Below are 15,683 nucleotides of genomic sequence, written 5' to 3'. Positions count from 1 at the left end.
CCCGGTCATTCCCCCCTACGGCGACGTGCCGGACCAGCCGGCGACGTGCTGGAACGGCCCCGTCCCGAGGCTCGCCCCGAGCGGAGCGAGGGGTGAGGAGGACGGGGCCCTCTTTCAGTCGTCGTAGAGGAGGGGTGGCCGGACCGGGTCCTGCGCCCGGGCCGCGGCGTGCAGGGCGCGCAGCCCCTCGACAGCGCGGACTGCCCGCTCCCCGTCGGCGGCCTGCAGCGCGAGCAGGGAGACCTCGTCCCCGTTCTCCAGGAGGAGCGCTCCCCACGCCGACTTCCGCTCGAACCGGACCGCCCGCACCGCCGTCCACGGCAGCTCGTGGTGGACGACGACGTTGCGGACGCGCACGCCCGCGGCATCGGCGTCGACCCGCGACCGGCCCAGGAACACGATCCCCGCACCGAGGACGAGGCCCAGTCCGGCGATGGCCACCTGGTCGTCCAGGCCGTAGTCCACCACCGTGTTCTGGGTCGAGGGCAGGCCGAGCGCGACCAGCAGGGCCACCAGGACGACCACCCCCGCGACGGCGGTCAGCAGGAGCCGCAGCCGGCGGGGGGCGACCGAGACAGCAGGCAGGGGATCCGGGGAACCGCTCACCAGCCCATGGTGTCAGCCCGGGTGCCGGCGACGGCTGGCAGAGTGCGACGTCGTGGAGATCACCGGCACCGCCCAACGATCGGCGTGGGACGACCGCGCCATGCCCCCGGTCGAGCGGCTGCGCGGGGACCTGTGGTCGGTCCCGGTGCCGATCCCGCACAACCCGCTGCGCTACGTGAACGTCTACGTCCTCGCCCTCGACGGGGGCGGGCTGGGTCTGGTCGACACCGGGTGGGAGAGCGAGGCCGGCTGGTCGGCGCTGACCGAGGGGCTCGCCTCCCTCGGTGGCTCGATCGAGGACGTGCGGGGCGTGCTCGTCACCCACCTGCACTTCGACCACCTGGGGCTCGCCGCCCGCGTCCGGCAGGCCAGCGGCGCCTGGATCGCCATGCACCCCGCCGACGCCGACGCGGTCCGCCGGCTGACCGCCACCGACGCGCAGGCGGCCGTCGACGACGAGGTCGAGTTCCTCGTGCGCCTGGGCGCTCCGCGGGACGAGGCGGTGGGGGACGTCGGAGGCGCGGAGAACCTCTCCGGCTTCACCCGCATGGCCGTGCCCGACCGGCTGCTGGAGGACGGCGACCGCGCCGCCTTCCCCGGCTGGTCGCTGCGTGCGGTCCACACCCCGGGTCACACCCCCGGCCACCTCTGCTTCGCCGAGGAGCGCACCGGTCTGTTCTTCTCCGGGGACCACGTCCTGCCGCGCATCAGCCCGAACATCTCCAGCACCCGAGGCGGCTCCCCGGACCCGCTGCGGGACTACCTCGGCTCGCTGGCCGCCGTGCGGGAGCTCGACCCGTCCGAGGTGCTGCCCGGTCACGAGTGGCGGTTCCGCGGCCTGGCCGACCGCGCCGACGCGCTCACCGACCACCACGAGCGGCGGCTGACCGAGCTGCTCACCGCGATCGCCGAGCACCCCGGGGCCACCCCCTGGGACCTGGCCGCCCACCTGACCTGGTCCCGGCCGTGGGACCAGTACGCGCGACGGATGCGGATCTTCGCGGTGACCGAGACCGACGCCCACCTGCGGCTGCTGGCCAGCCGGGGCCTGGTCGTCGGGGACGGCGGTGCGGTGCCGACGTGGACCCTGCGCCCGCGCTGACCGCGGCCGCCCTGGCCGACCGGGTGCTCGCTACCGCCCCCCGGCTGGCCGCCACGCGGCTGGTCTGCGTGGACGGCCCGGCCGGCTCGGGCAAGACCACCCTCGCCGCTCGGCTGGCCACCGTCCTCCCCGGGGTCGTCGTCACCGTCCACATGGACGACCTGTACGCGGGGTGGACGCTCACCGGCGCTCCGGCGCGGCTGTCCGCCGGCGTGCTGCGGCCGCTGGCCGAGGGGCGGCCGGGCAGCTACCACCGCTACGACTGGGCGGCCGGGCGCTTCGCCACCGGACCGACGCCGGTGCCCGTGCCGGCGGTGCTGGTCGTCGAGGGCTGCGGCAGCGGGTCACGGCCGGTCGACCCCTGGGCGAGCCTGCGGATCTGGGTGGAGGCCGACCCATCGATCCGGCTGGCCCGGGGCCTGGCCCGCGACGGTGCCCACCTCACGGGCGAGTGGCGGCGCTGGCAGCTGACCGAGGCGGCTCACTACGCCGCCGACGGCACGCGCGCCCGGGCCGACGTGGTGGTCGACGGCGGACGGTGACCCGGCTCACGTCCCACCGGGCGCGCCGGGTCGCGACACACATCGGTAACGCCGGACGGCGACCATGGAGACCGACCGCACGCGAGGGGGACACGTGACCGACACCGTCCGGGAACAGCCGACCGAGCTGCCGCTGGCCGGCTACACCGTCGCGGTGACCGCCGCCCGCCGCAAGGAGGAGCTGGGGGCGCTGCTGGACCGCCGCGGCGCCCGCGTCGTCTACGCCCCGGCGATCCGCATCGTCCCGCTCTCCGACGACACGGAGCTGGTCGCGGCGACGCGCCGGGTGCTGGCGGCCCCGGTGGACCTGGTGATCGCGACCACCGGGGTCGGCTTCCGCGGCTGGCTGGAGGCCGCCGAGGCCTGGGACCTGCCCCTGGTCGCGCACCTGTCGGGCTCGCGCGTGCTGGCCCGCGGCCCCAAGGCGCGCGGAGCCATCCGCGGGGGCGGCCTGGTCGACGCCTGGTCACCGGAGTCGGAGTCGTCCGCCGAGGTGCTCGCACACCTGCTGTCCGGGGCCGAGGGTCCGCTGGCCGGGCGGCGGATCGCCGTCCAGCTGCACGGTGATCCGCTGCCCGATCTGGTCGCCGGCCTGCGGGAGAGCGGCGCGGACGTGCTCACCGTCCCGGTGTACCGCTGGGTGCCGCCCGAGGACGTCACCCCGGTCCGCCGCCTGGTCGCCGGCATCGCCGCCGGTGCGGTCGACGCCGTCACGTTCACCAGCGCGCCGGCGGCGGCGAGCCTGCTGCAGGTGGCCGACGAGACCGGCCACCGGGAAGCGCTGGTGGCGGCCTTCAACGACCGCGTGCAGGCGGTCGCCGTCGGCCCCGTCACCGCCGCGCCGCTGGACGCGGCCGGGATCCCGTCCTTCCAGCCGGCCCGCGCGCGCCTGGGGGCGCTGGCCCGCGAGGTGGTGGCCCGGCTCCCCGAGCGGGACCCGGTGCTGCAGGTCGGGCCGCACACCCTGCAGGTCCGCGGGCACGCCGCCGTCGTCGACGGGCAGCTGGTCGAGCTGCCGCCGGGACCCCTGGCGGTGCTCCGGGAGCTGACCCGCCGGCCCGGCCACGTCCTCCCCCGGGCCGACCTGGTGGCCGCGCTCCCCGGCGGCGGGGACGGGCACGCGGTCGAGATGGCGGTGACCCGGCTGCGCGCGGCGCTCGGCGCGCCGCTGGTGGAGACCGTCGTCAAGCGCGGCTACCGCCTGCGGGTGTGAGACGCCGGCGCAGGCTCAGCGCAGGTCGAGGCGCATCAGCACGCGCGGGAAGCCGTTGACGACGGAGCCGGTGTCGGCGGCCTTTACGAACCCGGCGCGCTCGAACAGCGCGCGCGTGCCCACGTAGGCCATGGTGAGGTCGACCCGCTGCCCGTCGTTGTCCACGGGGTACGCCTCGACCGCAGGGGCCCCGTGCGCGCGGGCGAACTCCACGGCGCCCGCGACGAGGTGGTGGGCCAGCCCCCTCCCCCGCTGGCCGGGGCGCACCCGGACGCACCACAGCGACCAGACGTCGAGGTCGTCGATCCGCGGGATCCTGCGGTTGCGGGCGAAGCTCGTGTCGGAGCGCGGGTGGATCGCCGCCCAGCCCACCACCTCGCCGTCGTCGTAGGCGAGCACCCCCGGTGGCGGGTCCTCCCGCACCAGCTGCCGCACCCGCTCGCCGCGCGCGGGCCCGACCAGCTCGCGGTTCTCCTTCGACGTCGGGAGCCGGTAGCTCAGGCACCAGCACACGTTCGCGTCCGGCCGCTTCGGGCCGACCATCGTCGCCACGTCGGCGAAGCGGACGGCCGGCCGCACCTCGATCGCCATGCGGCGATGGTGGCACGGCCCACCGACCACCCGGCCGGCCGCGTGCTCACACCGCGCGATCGGCGCGGTGAGGGGGTCGTTCCCGAGAGGTCACACGAGCGCGGCCACGCGGAAACGGCCGGTTCCTAGCGTCGGACGCCACGAGGAGCCGCCCGTCGGGCGGCCGGGGAACCGAGGGATGCGCCCATGACCACCACCCCCACCGCCCGCCCCACCGGCGAGCTGGCCGCACCGGCCTCCGCCCCTCCCGCCGCGGCCCGGCGCGGCCCCCGCTGGATCGACGACTACGACCCGGAGGACCCGCGCTTCTGGGCCTCGCCGCAGGGCCGCCCGGTGGCCCGGCGCAACCTGGCGTGGTCGGTGCTCGCCGAGAACATCGGGTTCAGCGTCTGGCAGATGTTCAGCGTCGCCACCGCGGTGCTGGCCTCGATCGGCTACGGGTTCACCAGCGACCAGCTGTTCTGGCTGGTCGCCACCGCCGGCCTGGTGGGCGCGATCATGCGGGTGCCCTACACCTTCATGCCGGCGCTGGTCGGCGGCCGGAACTGGACCGTGGTCAGCGCCGCCCTGCTCTTCGTCCCGGTCACCCTCCTCACGATCGCCGCGACCACCGGGCAGCCGTACTGGTTCTGGGTGCTCACGGCCATCACCTGCGGCTTCGGCGGGGGGAACTTCGCCTCGTCGATGGCGAACATCTCCTTCTTCTACCCGGACAAGGAGAAGGGCTTCGCGCTCGGGCTCAACGCCGCCGGCGGCAACATCGGCGTCGCGATCATCCAGCTCGTGGGCCCGCTGGCGGTCACCCTCGGCGCGCTCGCCGTCGTGGGCGGCAGCACCGGGACGACCGACGGCGGTGAGGCCCGGTACGTGCAGAACGTCGCGCTGATCTGGGTGCCGTTCATCCTGCTGGCGGTCGCCGGCGCGTGGTTCGGCATGAACAACCTGTCCGGCGCGAAGGCGAACGTCGCCGACCAGGCGGCGATCGCACGCCGGAAGCAGACCTGGGTGATGTCGTTCCTGTACATCGGCGCGTTCGGCTCGTTCATCGGCTTCTCCGGCGCCTTCCCCCTGGTGCTGGCCAACGAGTTCGCCGCCGACACCTACCGCTACGCCTTCCTCGGCCCGCTCGTCGGCTCGCTGTCGCGGCCGTTCGGCGGCTGGCTCGCCGACCGGGTGGGCGGGGCGCGGATCACCGTCGTCACCTTCGTCGGGCAGGCGGTGGCCATCGGCGCGGCGATCGCGTTCCTGCGCGCCGGGAGCTTCGGCGGCTTCCTCGCCAGCTTCCTCGTGCTCTTCGCCGTCGTCGGCATGACCAACGGCTCGACCTACCGGATGATCCCGATCATCTACCGGGCCGAGGCGGCCGCCGGGTACCCCGGCGACAGCCCGGCGGAGGTCCTCTACCGCGCCCGGCGCGACACCGCCGCCGCGGTCGGCATCATCTCCGCGGTGGGCGCGCTGGGCGCCGTCTTCATCCCCCGGGTGGTCTCGGAGTCCTACGGCGCCACCGGCGGCGTCGAGACGGCTCTGCTCAGCTTCTGCGGCTTCTACGTCGTCTGCGTCGCGGTGACCTGGTTCGTCTACCTCCGGCGCGGCACGCTGATGCAGCGCGCCGGCGTCTGACGAACGAGCCTGCGCACCGCCGGGTCCGCCCTCCGGGGCCGGGCCCGGCGGTGGGCCGTGGCCCCAGCGGGTGAGCCCGCCCCGTCCCGGGGTGCAGCGACACCGCCGCAGCGACGAAGATCGCCGGGTGACCGCAGCCGAGGAGACCAGCACCGGGCGCGCCCTCATCGAGGCCGGGAGCCCCGTCGCCGGGTCGATGAGCGGGGCAGCGGCGACGGTCGTCTTCGAGCCCGCGGCGGCGCGGGTGCAGGTGGACGACCGGTTCGCCGCTGTGCTGCGCACGACCGCGGAGGACGCCGCCGGCGTCTCCGGAGCGCGGGAACGGGTGCGGGCCGGTGCCGCGCTGGCGTTCGCGGTGGAGCACGCGGTGACCGTGCACCGCTCCGGCCGGGCGATGCGGACCGACGGCTTCTTCACCGCCCGCCCGGGCAACCGCCCGGTCGCCGACGAGCTGGCCGAGGCCGTCCTGCTCGCCGCCCGCTCGTCCACCGACGAGCGGCGGGTGCGCCACCTTGGCTACCTCCTGGCCGAGGTCGCCGTCTCCCCCGACATCGACGCCGAGCTCGTCGGCCGCGCGCTGCGGCTGATCGGGACGCTGGGCTGGCGGCAGCTCGCGCTGCTCGCCGCCGTCGGCCGGCGGGATCGGGTGCCGCTGCCCATGACGCCGCTGGACGACGACCCCCGGGGATGGGTGGCGTGGGGCGCGCGGGAGGACGTGGCCGACCTGCAGCGCGCCGGCCTCCTCGACCCGCCGCCCGCCCGGCCGCGTCCCGGCGGTGCGGCGCTGCCCCGGCTGCGGATGGCCGACCTGCGGCTGACCCGTCGGGGTGTGCTGGTGCACCGGCTGCTCGTGCTGGAGGTGCTGCGCGAGGAAGCCGTGGCCGCCGCCCTCGCCGAGCTGGGCCTGCCCCGCAGCTGAACCGCGGCGCATCGTTGCCGATTCGTTACCGGATCCGGTGGTCCGTTCCACTCCTCTGACGCGTCTACAGGGCAGAGGGACGGAAGGGAGGCCGCGATGCCCGGGAAGCACGACCAGCGACCGGAGAGCGCCGCGCTGATCGCCGCGCGCCAGCTGGCCGAGGAGGCGCGTCACCGCCGGGCGGGGGGCGACCTGCGCCGGCGGCGGCAGCCGGCAGCGGTGGCGGCGGCTGGAGCGGCATCCCGCGGACGGGCACCGGGAGCGCACTAGCCTCGCCGTCGCGCGACGAGCACCGTGTCCGGAACGGGGTTGCCGGTCCGCTCCGCCGCCCCGGGGTCCCGGTCCCGGGTCTCGGTGACGACGTCCGCCCACTCCACCGGGTCGAGCGCCGCCGCGACGTCCTCGGCCGTGTAGAGCACGCCGGGGTCGTGCGTGTGGGTGTGCCCGTGACCCCACCCCTGACCATGGAGGTGGCCGACGACCAGGAGGGTGCCGCCCGGCGCGACGGCGGCCGCGAGGCGTCGGAACACGCCCTCCCGGTCGGTCCAGCTCGCGTGCAGGTAGTGCGCCGTCACCAGGTCGAACCGGCGCTCCGGCGGTGCCCACCCGTCCAGGTCGGCGTGCAGCCACTCGATCCGGCCGTCCAGGCCGCGGGCGCGGGCAGCCTTACCGCCGCGCTCCAGCGCGACGGGCGAGAAGTCGACCGCCGTCACCCGCCAGCCCCGCTCGGCGAGCCAGAGGGCGTCGCCGCCCTCGCCGCTGCCGGCGTCCAGCGCGGTCCCGGGCGCCAGCCCGGCCGCCTCGACCACGAGCTGCCGGTTGGGGCGACCGCTCCACACCGCCGGCGCCGAGCGGTACAGCTCGTCGTAGGACTCCCGGTCGACGGCGCTCATGCGGCCACGCTCCGCTTCGCGGCCACCGCAGCCGCGGTGTCCTCCTCGATCAGGTCCGCGTTGATCATCGCGCCGGCCCGCAGCCCCTGCGCCGCCGCGACGATCACCTGCGCGCTCAGGTCGCCGGCGTTGCCCGCCACCCACACGCCGGGCACGTCGGTGCGCCCGGTCGGGTCGGCGGGCAGGTGGGTGCCCAGCACCGTTCCGTGCATCTCCATCGGCACCGGCACGGCCCCCAGGTCGGCGACCAGCTCGGCGTTGGCGACGAAGCGCGGCGCGACGACGACGGCGTCGCGCTCGACGACCTCCCCGGAGGCGAGCCGCACGTCCGCTGCCCCCTCCAGACCAGCGACCTCGCCCCGCACGATCCGGACGCCGCGGGCCGCCAGCCGCTCGAGCTCTTGGTCCGTCGGCTCCGCGCCGGTGTGCACGAAGAGGGTGACGTCTTCTGTCCACTGCCGCCACAGGTTCGCCGCGTAGGCGCCCATGGGGCCGGTGCTGAGGATGCCGACCGCGCGGTCGCGCACCTCCCAGCCGTGGCAGTAGGGGCAGTGCAGCACCGTGCTCCCCCACCGCTCGGCCACCCCGGGGATCTCCGGCAGGTCGTCGGTCAGCCCGGTGGCCAGCAGCACCCGCCGGGCGCGCGCCCCCGCGCCGCCCTCCAGATCGAGGGCGAACCGGTCGTCCTCGCGGCGGACCGAGACGACGCGGCCGGAGACGATCTCCCCGCCGTAGCCCTCCACCTCCCCGCGACCGACCGCGTACAGCTCGGCCGGCGGGGTGCCCTCCCGGCCGAGGTAGTTGTGCACGTGCCCGGCCGGTGCGTTACGGGGCTCCCCCGCGTCCACGACCAGCACGCTGCGCCGGGCGCGGGCCAGGGTGAGCGCTCCGCTCAGCCCTGCCGCGCCGCCTCCGATGACCACCACGTCGTATCGCTCGTCCATGCCCGCCACTCTGGACCGGAGTGAGTCCCTGTGGCAACGAAGCTTGCTGCGATGGCAAACTGCACGCCATGACGGACGACGACGTGCTGCAGAACGTAGGCCCACGGCTGCGCGCGCTGCGCAGCGAGCACGGCCGGACGCTGGCCGAGGTCGCCGAGGACACCGGCATCTCGGTGAGCACGCTGTCGCGGCTGGAGTCGGGCGGCCGCCGGCCCACCCTGGAGCTGCTGCTCCCCCTGGCGCGCGCGTACGGCGTGGCCCTCGACGCCCTGGTGGACGTGCCGGCCCCGGCCGATCCGCGGGTGCACGGGCGCCCCATCCAGCACGCGGGCGCGACGATGGTGCCGTTGACCCGGCAGACCGGTGGGCTGCAGGCCTACAAGCAGGTCATGCCGCCGCGCTGGCACGCCGACAACACCGAGCAGAAGGTGCACGACGGCTACGAGTGGCTCTACGTGCTCTCCGGACGCATCAGGCTGCGGCTCGGCCCCCGCGACTTCGTGCTGGAGCCCGGGGAGGTCGTCGAGTTCGACACCCGCGTACCGCACGCCTTCTCCAACCCGTTCCCCGAGCCGGCCGAGGCGCTCACCCTCTTCGGCCCCCAGGGCGAACGCATGCACGTCCGCGCCCGCCCTGCGGCGTCCGCTGAGCTCACACGGTGACGACCACGTTGCCGTCCTGCTCGCGCACGGGGTGGACGCGGATCGGTGCGGCTCCCGACGTCGAGGCGCCGTCGTACCAGCGGTAGGCGAACAGGTGCAGCGGGCAGACCAGCACGTCGACGTCGGTCTGCCCGTCGGCGAGCGGTCCGCCGGCGTGCGGGCAGGCCGCCTGGGTGGCGTGCAGCGAGCCGTCGCGCAGCCGGAAGACCGCCACCTGCACACCGCCGGCGACGAACGCCCGGCCTTCGCCGAACGGGATGTCGGCCACCCGGCCCACCACGTGCTCGCGACCCTGGATCGGCGCGGCCGGCCCGGGCGTGCTGACGCCCGTGGCAGGGCTGCCGGTTTCCGTGCCGGGCGTGGTCGGGCGGGCCGGCTCGCGCGTGTGGTCGAGCCGGGCGGCGGCGGGGCTGCTCAGGCTCATCGGACCGGCACCTTCGGCAGCGGGATCAGCGGGAGCGACGGGCGGAACTGCCCGGGCGTGGCCGGTTCCCTGCCGTCCTGCCCCCAGGGATCGGTGTAGGCGTCGACCGACTTCTGCATGTTCGCGTCGAGGTCGGCGACGATTCCCTCGCTGTCCTCGAGCAGCACGGCCTTGATCTTCTCCAGCCCGATCCTCGGCACGAAGTCGTAGGTCCGCTCGAGCCAGTTGGCGTTCTCCCGGTAGTACTGCATGAAGCGCCCGGCCAGGGTGATGACCTCCTCCGGGGAGCCGACCGTGGCCAGCAGGTCGCCCTTGCGGATGGTGGCCCCGGCGGCGCCGCCGACGTAGACCTCCCACTTCCCGTTGCCGATGGCCACGACCCCGACGTCCTTCACGTAGGCCTCGGCGCAGTTCCGCGGGCACCCGACGACGGCGAGCTTCATCTTCGCCGGGCTCTCGATGCCCTGGAATCGCGTCTCCAGGTCGATCCCCAGTTGCGTCGAGTCGCCGAGCCCGAAGCGGCAGAAGTCGCTGCCCACGCACGTCTTGACCGTGCGGAAGCTCTTGCCGTACGCGTAGCCGCTGGGCATGCCCAGGTCGGCCCACATCGCCGGCAGGTCCTCCTTGCGGACACCGAGCAGGTCGATCCGCTGGCCGCCGGTCACCTTGACCATGGGCACCTCGTACTTCTCGGCGACGTCGGCGATCTTGCGCAGCTGCGCAGGTGTGGTGACCCCGCCCTTCATCTGCGGGACGACCGAGAAGGTGCCGTCGCGCTGGATGTTGGCGTGCACCCGGTCGTTGATGAACTCGCCGTCCTTCTCGGGGACGAAGTCGTGGCCCCAGATCATCTTCAGCAGCGAGGTGAGCCCCATCTTCGACTTCGCGTCCTCCTTCCCGCCGGGCGCGAGCGTCGCGAAGACCGCGGACACGCTCCGCAGGTCGTGCTCCCGGATGGCCCGCATCAGCTCGGGCTTGGGCATGGGGACGCCCGGCACGTACCAGGACGCCGCGGGGTCCTCGGCGAGGTCGCCGTCGGCGGCCCACTCGACGATCTGCTTCACCAGCGACTTGCACGAGCCGCAGCCCTTGCCGGCGCGGGTGCGGTCCATGACCTCGCCGACGCTGCCGCAGCCACCGCTGACCGCACCGCAGATGTCGCCCTTGGTGACGCCGTTGCAGTTGCACACCTGGCTGTCGTGCGGCATGTCGGCGACGCCCACCTCCTCCACCCCGTCGGAGAGGTCGACCAGCAACCGGATCCGCTCCTCCGGCAGCGGGGCACCCCGGTCGAACGCCTGGGTGAGGAAGGCGACCTTGCGGGTGTCACCCAGCAGCGTCGCGCCGACCAGCTTGTCGTCGCGGATCACCACCGACAGGTGCACGCCGCGCTTGGGCTCGGAGATGACCAGGAACTCGTCGTCGTCCCGCTCGGGGGTGCTGATCCCCATCACGGCGACGTCGACGCCGGCGACCTTGAGCTTCGTGGCGGTCCGGCTGCCGTGGTACTCGGCGCCGGGGTCCGTGCCGGTGAGCACGTCGGCCAGCACCTTCGCGTGCTCCCAGGCCGGCGCGACGAGACCGTAGACCTCACCGCGGTGCTGGGCGCACTCACCGATGGCGTAGACATCGGGGTCGTCGGTGCGCAGCTGGTCGTCGACGACGATGCCGCGCTCCACCTCCAGCCCGGAGCGCAGCGCGATGTCTGCGTGCGGCCGCACGCCCGCGGCGACCACGAGCAGGTCGCAGTCCAGCCGCCGGCCGTCCTTCAGCAGCACCCCCTCCACGTGCCCGTTCCCGAGCACCTCGGTGGCCAGGACGTCGAGGTGCACGGTGATGCCGAGGGACTCGACGCTCTTCTTGAGGATCGCGCCGGCCTCGGCGTCGAGCTGGGCGTTCATCAGCCACGGCATGGCGTGCACGAGCTCGACCTGCAGGCCGTGGCCCTGGAGCGCCCGCGCCGCCTCCAGGCCGAGCAGCCCGCCGCCCATGACCACGGCGCGCCGGCAGCGGCCGGTGGCCTCGAGCATGGCCCGGGTCTCGTCGATGGTGCGGAAGCCGTACACGCCGGGCAGCAGGGCGCCGTCGTCGGTCCGCACGCCGGCCATCGGAGGGATGAAGGAGTAGCTGCCGGTGGCCAGGACCAGGTGGTCGTAGGGCGTGACGCTGCCGTCGGCGGCGTGCACCTGCTTGGCCGCGGTGTCGATCCGCTCGACCCGGACGCCGGCGCGCAGGTCGACGCCGTTGTCGGCGTACCAGTCGTGGGAGTTGAGGACGATGTCGTCCTCGTGCGACTCCCCGGCCAGCACCGGCGAGAGCATGATCCGGTTGTAGTTGCCGTGCGGCTCGTCGCCGAAGACGGTGATGCGGAACTGCTCGCCGCCGCCGCGCTCGAGCACCTCCTCGACGAAGCGGGCACCGGCCATGCCGTTGCCCACCACGACCAGCCGGCCGCGGGGATCGGGGTCGTCGTCCAGGTGCAGCGTCGTGGCGGCGGTGAGGCGCGCGCCCAGGATCGTCGTCATCTCAGACCTCCACCAGTCCCAGGTCGACCACGATCTCGCCCGTGACGCCCTCGGGGGCCGCCGCGTGCAGCTCGACGACGGAGCCGCCCACCAGGTCCTCGACGACGCGCAGCGGCACGTGGGTGTCGGCCTTCGCCCCGATCGGGAACCAGCGCATCGGCTCGCCGTCGCGCACCAGCAGCACGTAGACCAGCTCGGTGGTCGCGTTCCCGCCGCGGAAGTACAGGGTCTGGGCGCTGCATCCGGGGGGCACGGTGTAGCGCAGCGCCGGGTCGACGGGGCCGGGCTTGGCCAGCCCCTCGCCGGTGATCGGGAAGACGCCTTGCAGGAAGCGGGGGGTGCTCTTCACGGGGGTTCTCCTGATCGTCGCGGAGCGGGACGTCGTCGAGCGGGACGGCGGGTGCGGAACGGGCGCGGGGGCGGGCCGGTGGCCGGCCGGTCGGGGCTGGGTGGCCGCGGGCGGGGGCGGGATCTGCTCCTCGGGACCGGCGACGCGGGCGACGGCGACGGCGCAGACCTTGAAGGGCGGCATCTTCGACGTCGGGTCGAGCGCATCGGCGTCGGTGAGGGCGTTCGCGCCGGCCCAGTGGAACGGCACGAAGACGACGTCCGGCCGGATCGTGTCGGTGACCTGGGCGTGGAACCGTGCGCGGCCGCGGCGGGTGGTGAGCTCCACGACGTCGTCCTGCGCGATGCCGAGCCGGCGGGCGAGGTCGGGGTGCAGCTCCGCCCGCGGGCTCGGCGCGACCAGCTGGAGGCTGCGCGTGCGGCGGGTCTGGGTGCCCGACTGGTACTGGGCCAGGACCCGGCCGGTGGTGAGCACGTAGGGGTGGTCGGCGTCGGGGAGTTCGTGGGCGTCGGCGTGCTCGACCCGGAGGAACCGGGCCCGGCCGTCGGGGGTGGCGAACCGCTCGGTGAACAACCGTGGCGTGCCGGGGTGCTCCGGGGCGGGGCAGGGCCAGAAGACGCCGCGCTCCTCGTCGATGCGCCGGTAGCTGATGCCCGCGTAGTCGGCCGCTCCCCCGGCGCTCGCGCGGCGCAGCTCCTCGAACACCGTCTCCGGGTCGCCGCTGAACTTCTCGCCGACCCCGAGGCGGCCGGCCAGCTCGGCGAGCAGCTGGAGGTCGTCGCGGACGCCGTCGGGCGGGTCGAGTGCCCGGCGGCGCCGGATGACCCGGCCCTCGACGTTCGTCATCGTCCCGGCCTCCTCCGCCCACATGGCGCTGGGCAGGACGACGTCGGCCAGCTCCGCGGTCTCGGAGAGGAAGAAGTCGCTGACGGCGAGGAAGTCCAGGTCGCCGAGCCGGCTGATGACCCGGCGCGCGTCGGGCGCGCTGACCGCGACGTTGCTGGCCAGCACCAGCAGGGTGCGCACGCCGCCGTCGCTGCCGAGCGCGTCGAGCAGCTCGAACGCCGACCTCCCCGGCTGCGGAAGGTCGTCGGGGTCGACGCCCCAGACGGCGGCGACGTGCGCGCGGGCGGCGGGGTCGGCGAGCGAGCGGTAGCCGGGCAGCTGGTCGGCCTTCTGCCCGTGCTCGCGGCCGCCCTGCCCGTTGCCCTGGCCGGTGATGGTGCCCCAGCCGCTGCCCGGCCGGCCCGGCAGGCCCAGGGCCAGGGCCAGGTTGATCCACGCCTGCGCGGTGTCGGTGCCGTTGCGGTGCTGCTCGGCACCTCGCGCGGTGAGGATCATCGCCTTCTCCGCCCGGGCCAGGGCGAAGACGGTGCGCCGCTGGTCGGGAACGGGCACGCCGGTGAGCCGCTCCACCCGATCGGGCCAGTACGCACCGACGCCGGCCCGCACGTCCTCGAACCCGGTGGTGCGGGCGGCGACGTACTCCTCGTCGACCAGCCCCTCGGCGATCGCGATGTGCAGCAGCCCGTTGGCCAGCGCCAGGTCGGTGCCGGGCAGGGGCTGCAGGTGCAGGGCGGCGTTCCGGGCGGTGGCCGTCCGCCGGGGGTCGACGACGACGTGCTGCGCGCCCCGCTCGCGGCCGGCGTCGAACCACTGCATGGCCGGCGGCATGGTGTCGGCCGGGTTGCTGCCCACGAGGACGACGACGTCGGCCTCGGCGATGTCCGACAGCGGGAAGGGCAGCCCGCGGTCGATGCCGAACGCGCGGTTGGCCGCGCCCGCCGCCGAGGACATGCAGAACCGGCCGTTGTAGTCGATCGCACTGGTGCGCAGCGCGATCCGGGCGAACTTGCCGAACTGGTAGGCCTGCTCGTTGGTCAGTGATCCCCCGCCGAAGCAGCCGACGGCGTCGCGCCCGTGCTCGCCCTGGGTGCGCTCGATCGCGGCGACCACCCGCTCCAGCGCCTCGTCCCAGCTCGACTCCACCAGCGGGCTGGTGCGGTCGCCGGGCACCGCGCGGACCAGCGGGCGGGTGAGCCGCTCGGGGTGGTCGAGCAGCTCGGTCGACGACCAGCCCTTGGAGCAGAGACCACCGCGGTTCGTCGGGAAGTCCAGCGGGACCAGCGTGGCCGGGCGGTCGCCGGCAGTGACGGCCATGCCGCACTGCAGGGAGCAGTAGGGGCAGTGCGTGTTCGTCGTACGGGAGGTGCGCATGCCCTCGATCGCGGCGGCGGGAGACACGGAGGCGGGCACGGGAACCAGCCTCGGGGGCGGGCGTTTCCCTTCGTGGACCTCGGCGTCAACGCTGGGTTCCGTCGGCCTCACACCAGGGTGCCCGGCGCTGTGCGGCCGCCACCCAGCATGATCACCGGCAGATCTCACCGACCGAGGGAGAGACCGATGACCGAGCCGGACCCGGCCGCCGACCCCGACAGCCCCGAAGGCCGTGGTGGAGCAGCCGCAGCGGTGCCGGCCGCTCCACCCGGCGCCGGCCGCGCCGGGCTCGACCGGCGCCGCATCCTCGGCGCGGCCATCGAGTTCATCGACGCCAACGGCCTCGCCGCGCTGACCATGCGCCGGCTCGGGGCCCACCTCGGCGTGGAAGCCATGGCGCTGTACCGCTACGTGCCCGGCCGCGAGCAGCTGCTCGACGGGGTCGTGGAGTCGGTCGTGGACGAGCTCTACGGCGACCCGGACGTGCACCTGAGCGCCTCCCACGGCTGGCAGGACTACCTGCAGCGGCTGGCGCACGGGGTCCGGCGGATCGCCCTGGCCCACCCGGAGGTCTTCCCCCTGGTCGCCACGCGTCCCCCCGCCGCCCCGTGGGTCCGGCCGCCGCTGCGCAGCCTCCGCTGGGTCGAGTCCTTCCTCGACGCCCTGATCGACAGCGGCTTCACCGAGGCCGCCGCGGTCGCGGCGTACCGGGCGTACTCCAGTTTCCTGCTGGGACACCTCCTCCTGGAGGTGTCCCAGCAGGGGGTGAAGATCAGCCCGGAGGACCAGCCCGAGGGGGTGCCCGACGCCGCGGCCGGCACGGACCTGGACGCCTACCCGACCGTCGTCCGCCTCGAGCCCCTGCTGTCGCTCGACGAGTCGGCTGCCGAGTTCGAAGAGGCGCTGGAGAACCTGCTCGGTCGCCTGGAGACCGTGCTGACCGAGGGGCGCGCCCCTCGCCGCGGGGACCCGCGCACCTGATCCCGGGGGCACCGCGCGCCGCGCCGCGAGATGCGTTTACGTCGTAAATGCACGGGCACCGGAGGGGCTGTCCCCGTCTGCGCGAGATGCGG

Annotated in this window: 15 protein-coding genes; 8 read left to right on the top strand and 7 right to left on the bottom strand. The window is 74.8% G+C overall.

The window, feature by feature from the left end; genetic code table 11:
• Positions 1-114: 114 nt before the first annotated feature.
• Positions 115-606, bottom strand: coding sequence for a PH domain-containing protein (locus tag ACI79K_RS07750; protein WP_456591041.1), 492 nt, complete (start codon positions 604-606; stop codon positions 115-117).
• A gap of 52 nt (positions 607-658) precedes the next feature.
• On the opposite strand from ACI79K_RS07750, the gene ACI79K_RS07745 reads away from it, so the two are divergent.
• The 3 genes from ACI79K_RS07745 (at position 659) to ACI79K_RS07735 (ending at position 3,463) form a co-directional block, all read left to right on the top strand.
• Positions 659-1,708 carry an MBL fold metallo-hydrolase gene (locus tag ACI79K_RS07745; protein ID WP_456599404.1) on the top strand — a complete coding sequence of 350 codons (1,050 nt, stop codon included), beginning with the start codon at positions 659-661 and terminating at the stop codon, positions 1,706-1,708.
• The gene (locus tag ACI79K_RS07740) at positions 1,687-2,250 is read left to right on the top strand and encodes a uridine kinase family protein (protein WP_456599403.1); all 564 of its coding nucleotides are present in this window, start codon (positions 1,687-1,689) and stop codon (positions 2,248-2,250) included. The genes ACI79K_RS07745 and ACI79K_RS07740 overlap by 22 nt, the downstream gene beginning before the upstream one ends.
• Before the next feature lie 94 nt (positions 2,251-2,344).
• Positions 2,345-3,463 carry a uroporphyrinogen-III synthase gene (locus tag ACI79K_RS07735; protein ID WP_456591044.1) on the top strand — a complete coding sequence of 373 codons (1,119 nt, stop codon included), beginning with the start codon at positions 2,345-2,347 and terminating at the stop codon, positions 3,461-3,463.
• A gap of 15 nt (positions 3,464-3,478) precedes the next feature.
• On the opposite strand, the gene ACI79K_RS07730 is transcribed toward ACI79K_RS07735, so the two are convergent.
• Positions 3,479-4,054: a GNAT family N-acetyltransferase gene (locus ACI79K_RS07730; protein ID WP_456599402.1), complete on the bottom strand. Its 576-nt coding sequence runs from the start codon at positions 4,052-4,054 to the stop codon at positions 3,479-3,481.
• Between the two features lie 186 nt (positions 4,055-4,240).
• Here ACI79K_RS07730 and ACI79K_RS07725 point away from each other — a divergent pair, with 186 nt between their 5' ends.
• The 3 genes from ACI79K_RS07725 to ACI79K_RS07715 all read left to right on the top strand — a co-directional run bounded on the left by ACI79K_RS07725 (position 4,241) and on the right by ACI79K_RS07715 (position 6,866).
• Entirely contained in the window at positions 4,241-5,677 is a 1,437-nt protein-coding gene (locus ACI79K_RS07725) for an MFS transporter (protein ID WP_456591046.1), read from the top strand.
• Between the two features lie 127 nt (positions 5,678-5,804).
• Positions 5,805-6,596 carry a hypothetical protein gene (locus ACI79K_RS07720; RefSeq protein ID WP_456599401.1) on the top strand — a complete coding sequence of 264 codons (792 nt, stop codon included), beginning with the start codon at positions 5,805-5,807 and terminating at the stop codon, positions 6,594-6,596.
• A gap of 96 nt (positions 6,597-6,692) precedes the next feature.
• Positions 6,693-6,866, top strand: coding sequence for a hypothetical protein (locus ACI79K_RS07715; protein ID WP_456591048.1), 174 nt, complete (start codon positions 6,693-6,695; stop codon positions 6,864-6,866).
• Here ACI79K_RS07715 and ACI79K_RS07710 read toward each other — a convergent pair.
• Both ACI79K_RS07710 and ACI79K_RS07705 read right to left on the bottom strand, forming a co-directional pair.
• Positions 6,863-7,489 (bottom strand): class I SAM-dependent methyltransferase, encoded by a 627-nt coding sequence (locus tag ACI79K_RS07710; RefSeq protein ID WP_456591049.1) that lies wholly within the window; start codon positions 7,487-7,489, stop codon positions 6,863-6,865. The genes ACI79K_RS07715 and ACI79K_RS07710 overlap by 4 nt on opposite strands.
• Positions 7,486-8,433, bottom strand: a complete 948-nt coding sequence (locus ACI79K_RS07705) for an NAD(P)/FAD-dependent oxidoreductase (RefSeq protein WP_456599400.1) — start codon at positions 8,431-8,433, stop codon at positions 7,486-7,488. Before ACI79K_RS07705 ends, ACI79K_RS07710 begins: the two co-directional genes overlap by 4 nt.
• A gap of 68 nt (positions 8,434-8,501) precedes the next feature.
• On the opposite strand from ACI79K_RS07705, the gene ACI79K_RS07700 reads away from it, so the two are divergent.
• Entirely contained in the window at positions 8,502-9,095 is a 594-nt protein-coding gene (locus ACI79K_RS07700) for a helix-turn-helix domain-containing protein (RefSeq protein WP_456599399.1), read from the top strand.
• Here ACI79K_RS07700 and ACI79K_RS07695 read toward each other — a convergent pair.
• From ACI79K_RS07695 to ACI79K_RS07685, 3 genes are read right to left on the bottom strand one after another with little or no spacing between them, the layout of a single operon-like run.
• Positions 9,085-9,519: a Rieske (2Fe-2S) protein gene (locus ACI79K_RS07695; RefSeq protein WP_456599398.1), complete on the bottom strand. Its 435-nt coding sequence runs from the start codon at positions 9,517-9,519 to the stop codon at positions 9,085-9,087. The genes ACI79K_RS07700 and ACI79K_RS07695 overlap by 11 nt on opposite strands.
• The gene (gene nirB, locus ACI79K_RS07690; protein WP_456599397.1) at positions 9,516-12,044 is read right to left on the bottom strand and encodes a nitrite reductase large subunit NirB; all 2,529 of its coding nucleotides are present in this window, start codon (positions 12,042-12,044) and stop codon (positions 9,516-9,518) included. The genes ACI79K_RS07695 and nirB overlap by 4 nt, the downstream gene beginning before the upstream one ends.
• Before the next feature lies 1 nt (position 12,045).
• Positions 12,046-14,649 carry a molybdopterin oxidoreductase family protein gene (locus tag ACI79K_RS07685; RefSeq protein ID WP_456599396.1) on the bottom strand — a complete coding sequence of 868 codons (2,604 nt, stop codon included), beginning with the start codon at positions 14,647-14,649 and terminating at the stop codon, positions 12,046-12,048.
• A gap of 147 nt (positions 14,650-14,796) precedes the next feature.
• On the opposite strand from ACI79K_RS07685, the gene ACI79K_RS07680 reads away from it, so the two are divergent.
• Positions 14,797-15,591 carry a TetR/AcrR family transcriptional regulator gene (locus tag ACI79K_RS07680; RefSeq protein WP_456599395.1) on the top strand — a complete coding sequence of 265 codons (795 nt, stop codon included), beginning with the start codon at positions 14,797-14,799 and terminating at the stop codon, positions 15,589-15,591.
• Positions 15,592-15,683: the final 92 nt, after the last annotated feature.

The sequence above is a fragment of the Blastococcus sp. SYSU DS0616 genome (assembly GCF_054051015.1).
The sequence above is the reverse complement of the archived record's forward strand: the minus strand, read 5'-3'. Positions and strand labels throughout refer to the sequence as shown.

What these genes read in the sequence shown, in the direction of transcription:
- ACI79K_RS07700 (WP_456599399.1), top strand. Translation starts at nt 8,502, where the DNA reads ATGACGGACGACGACGTGCTGCAGAACGTAGGCCCACGGCTGCGCGCG.
- ACI79K_RS07680 (WP_456599395.1), top strand. Translation starts at nt 14,797, where the DNA reads ATGACCGAGCCGGACCCGGCCGCCGACCCCGACAGCCCCGAAGGCCGT.
- ACI79K_RS07695 (WP_456599398.1), bottom strand. Translation starts at nt 9,519, where the DNA reads ATGAGCCTGAGCAGCCCCGCCGCCGCCCGGCTCGACCACACGCGCGAG.
- ACI79K_RS07730 (WP_456599402.1), bottom strand. Translation starts at nt 4,054, where the DNA reads ATGGCGATCGAGGTGCGGCCGGCCGTCCGCTTCGCCGACGTGGCGACG.
- ACI79K_RS07705 (WP_456599400.1), bottom strand. Translation starts at nt 8,433, where the DNA reads ATGGACGAGCGATACGACGTGGTGGTCATCGGAGGCGGCGCGGCAGGG.
- ACI79K_RS07725 (WP_456591046.1), top strand. Translation starts at nt 4,241, where the DNA reads ATGACCACCACCCCCACCGCCCGCCCCACCGGCGAGCTGGCCGCACCG.
- nirB (WP_456599397.1), bottom strand. Translation starts at nt 12,044, where the DNA reads ATGACGACGATCCTGGGCGCGCGCCTCACCGCCGCCACGACGCTGCAC.
- ACI79K_RS07710 (WP_456591049.1), bottom strand. Translation starts at nt 7,489, where the DNA reads ATGAGCGCCGTCGACCGGGAGTCCTACGACGAGCTGTACCGCTCGGCG.
- ACI79K_RS07715 (WP_456591048.1), top strand. Translation starts at nt 6,693, where the DNA reads ATGCCCGGGAAGCACGACCAGCGACCGGAGAGCGCCGCGCTGATCGCC.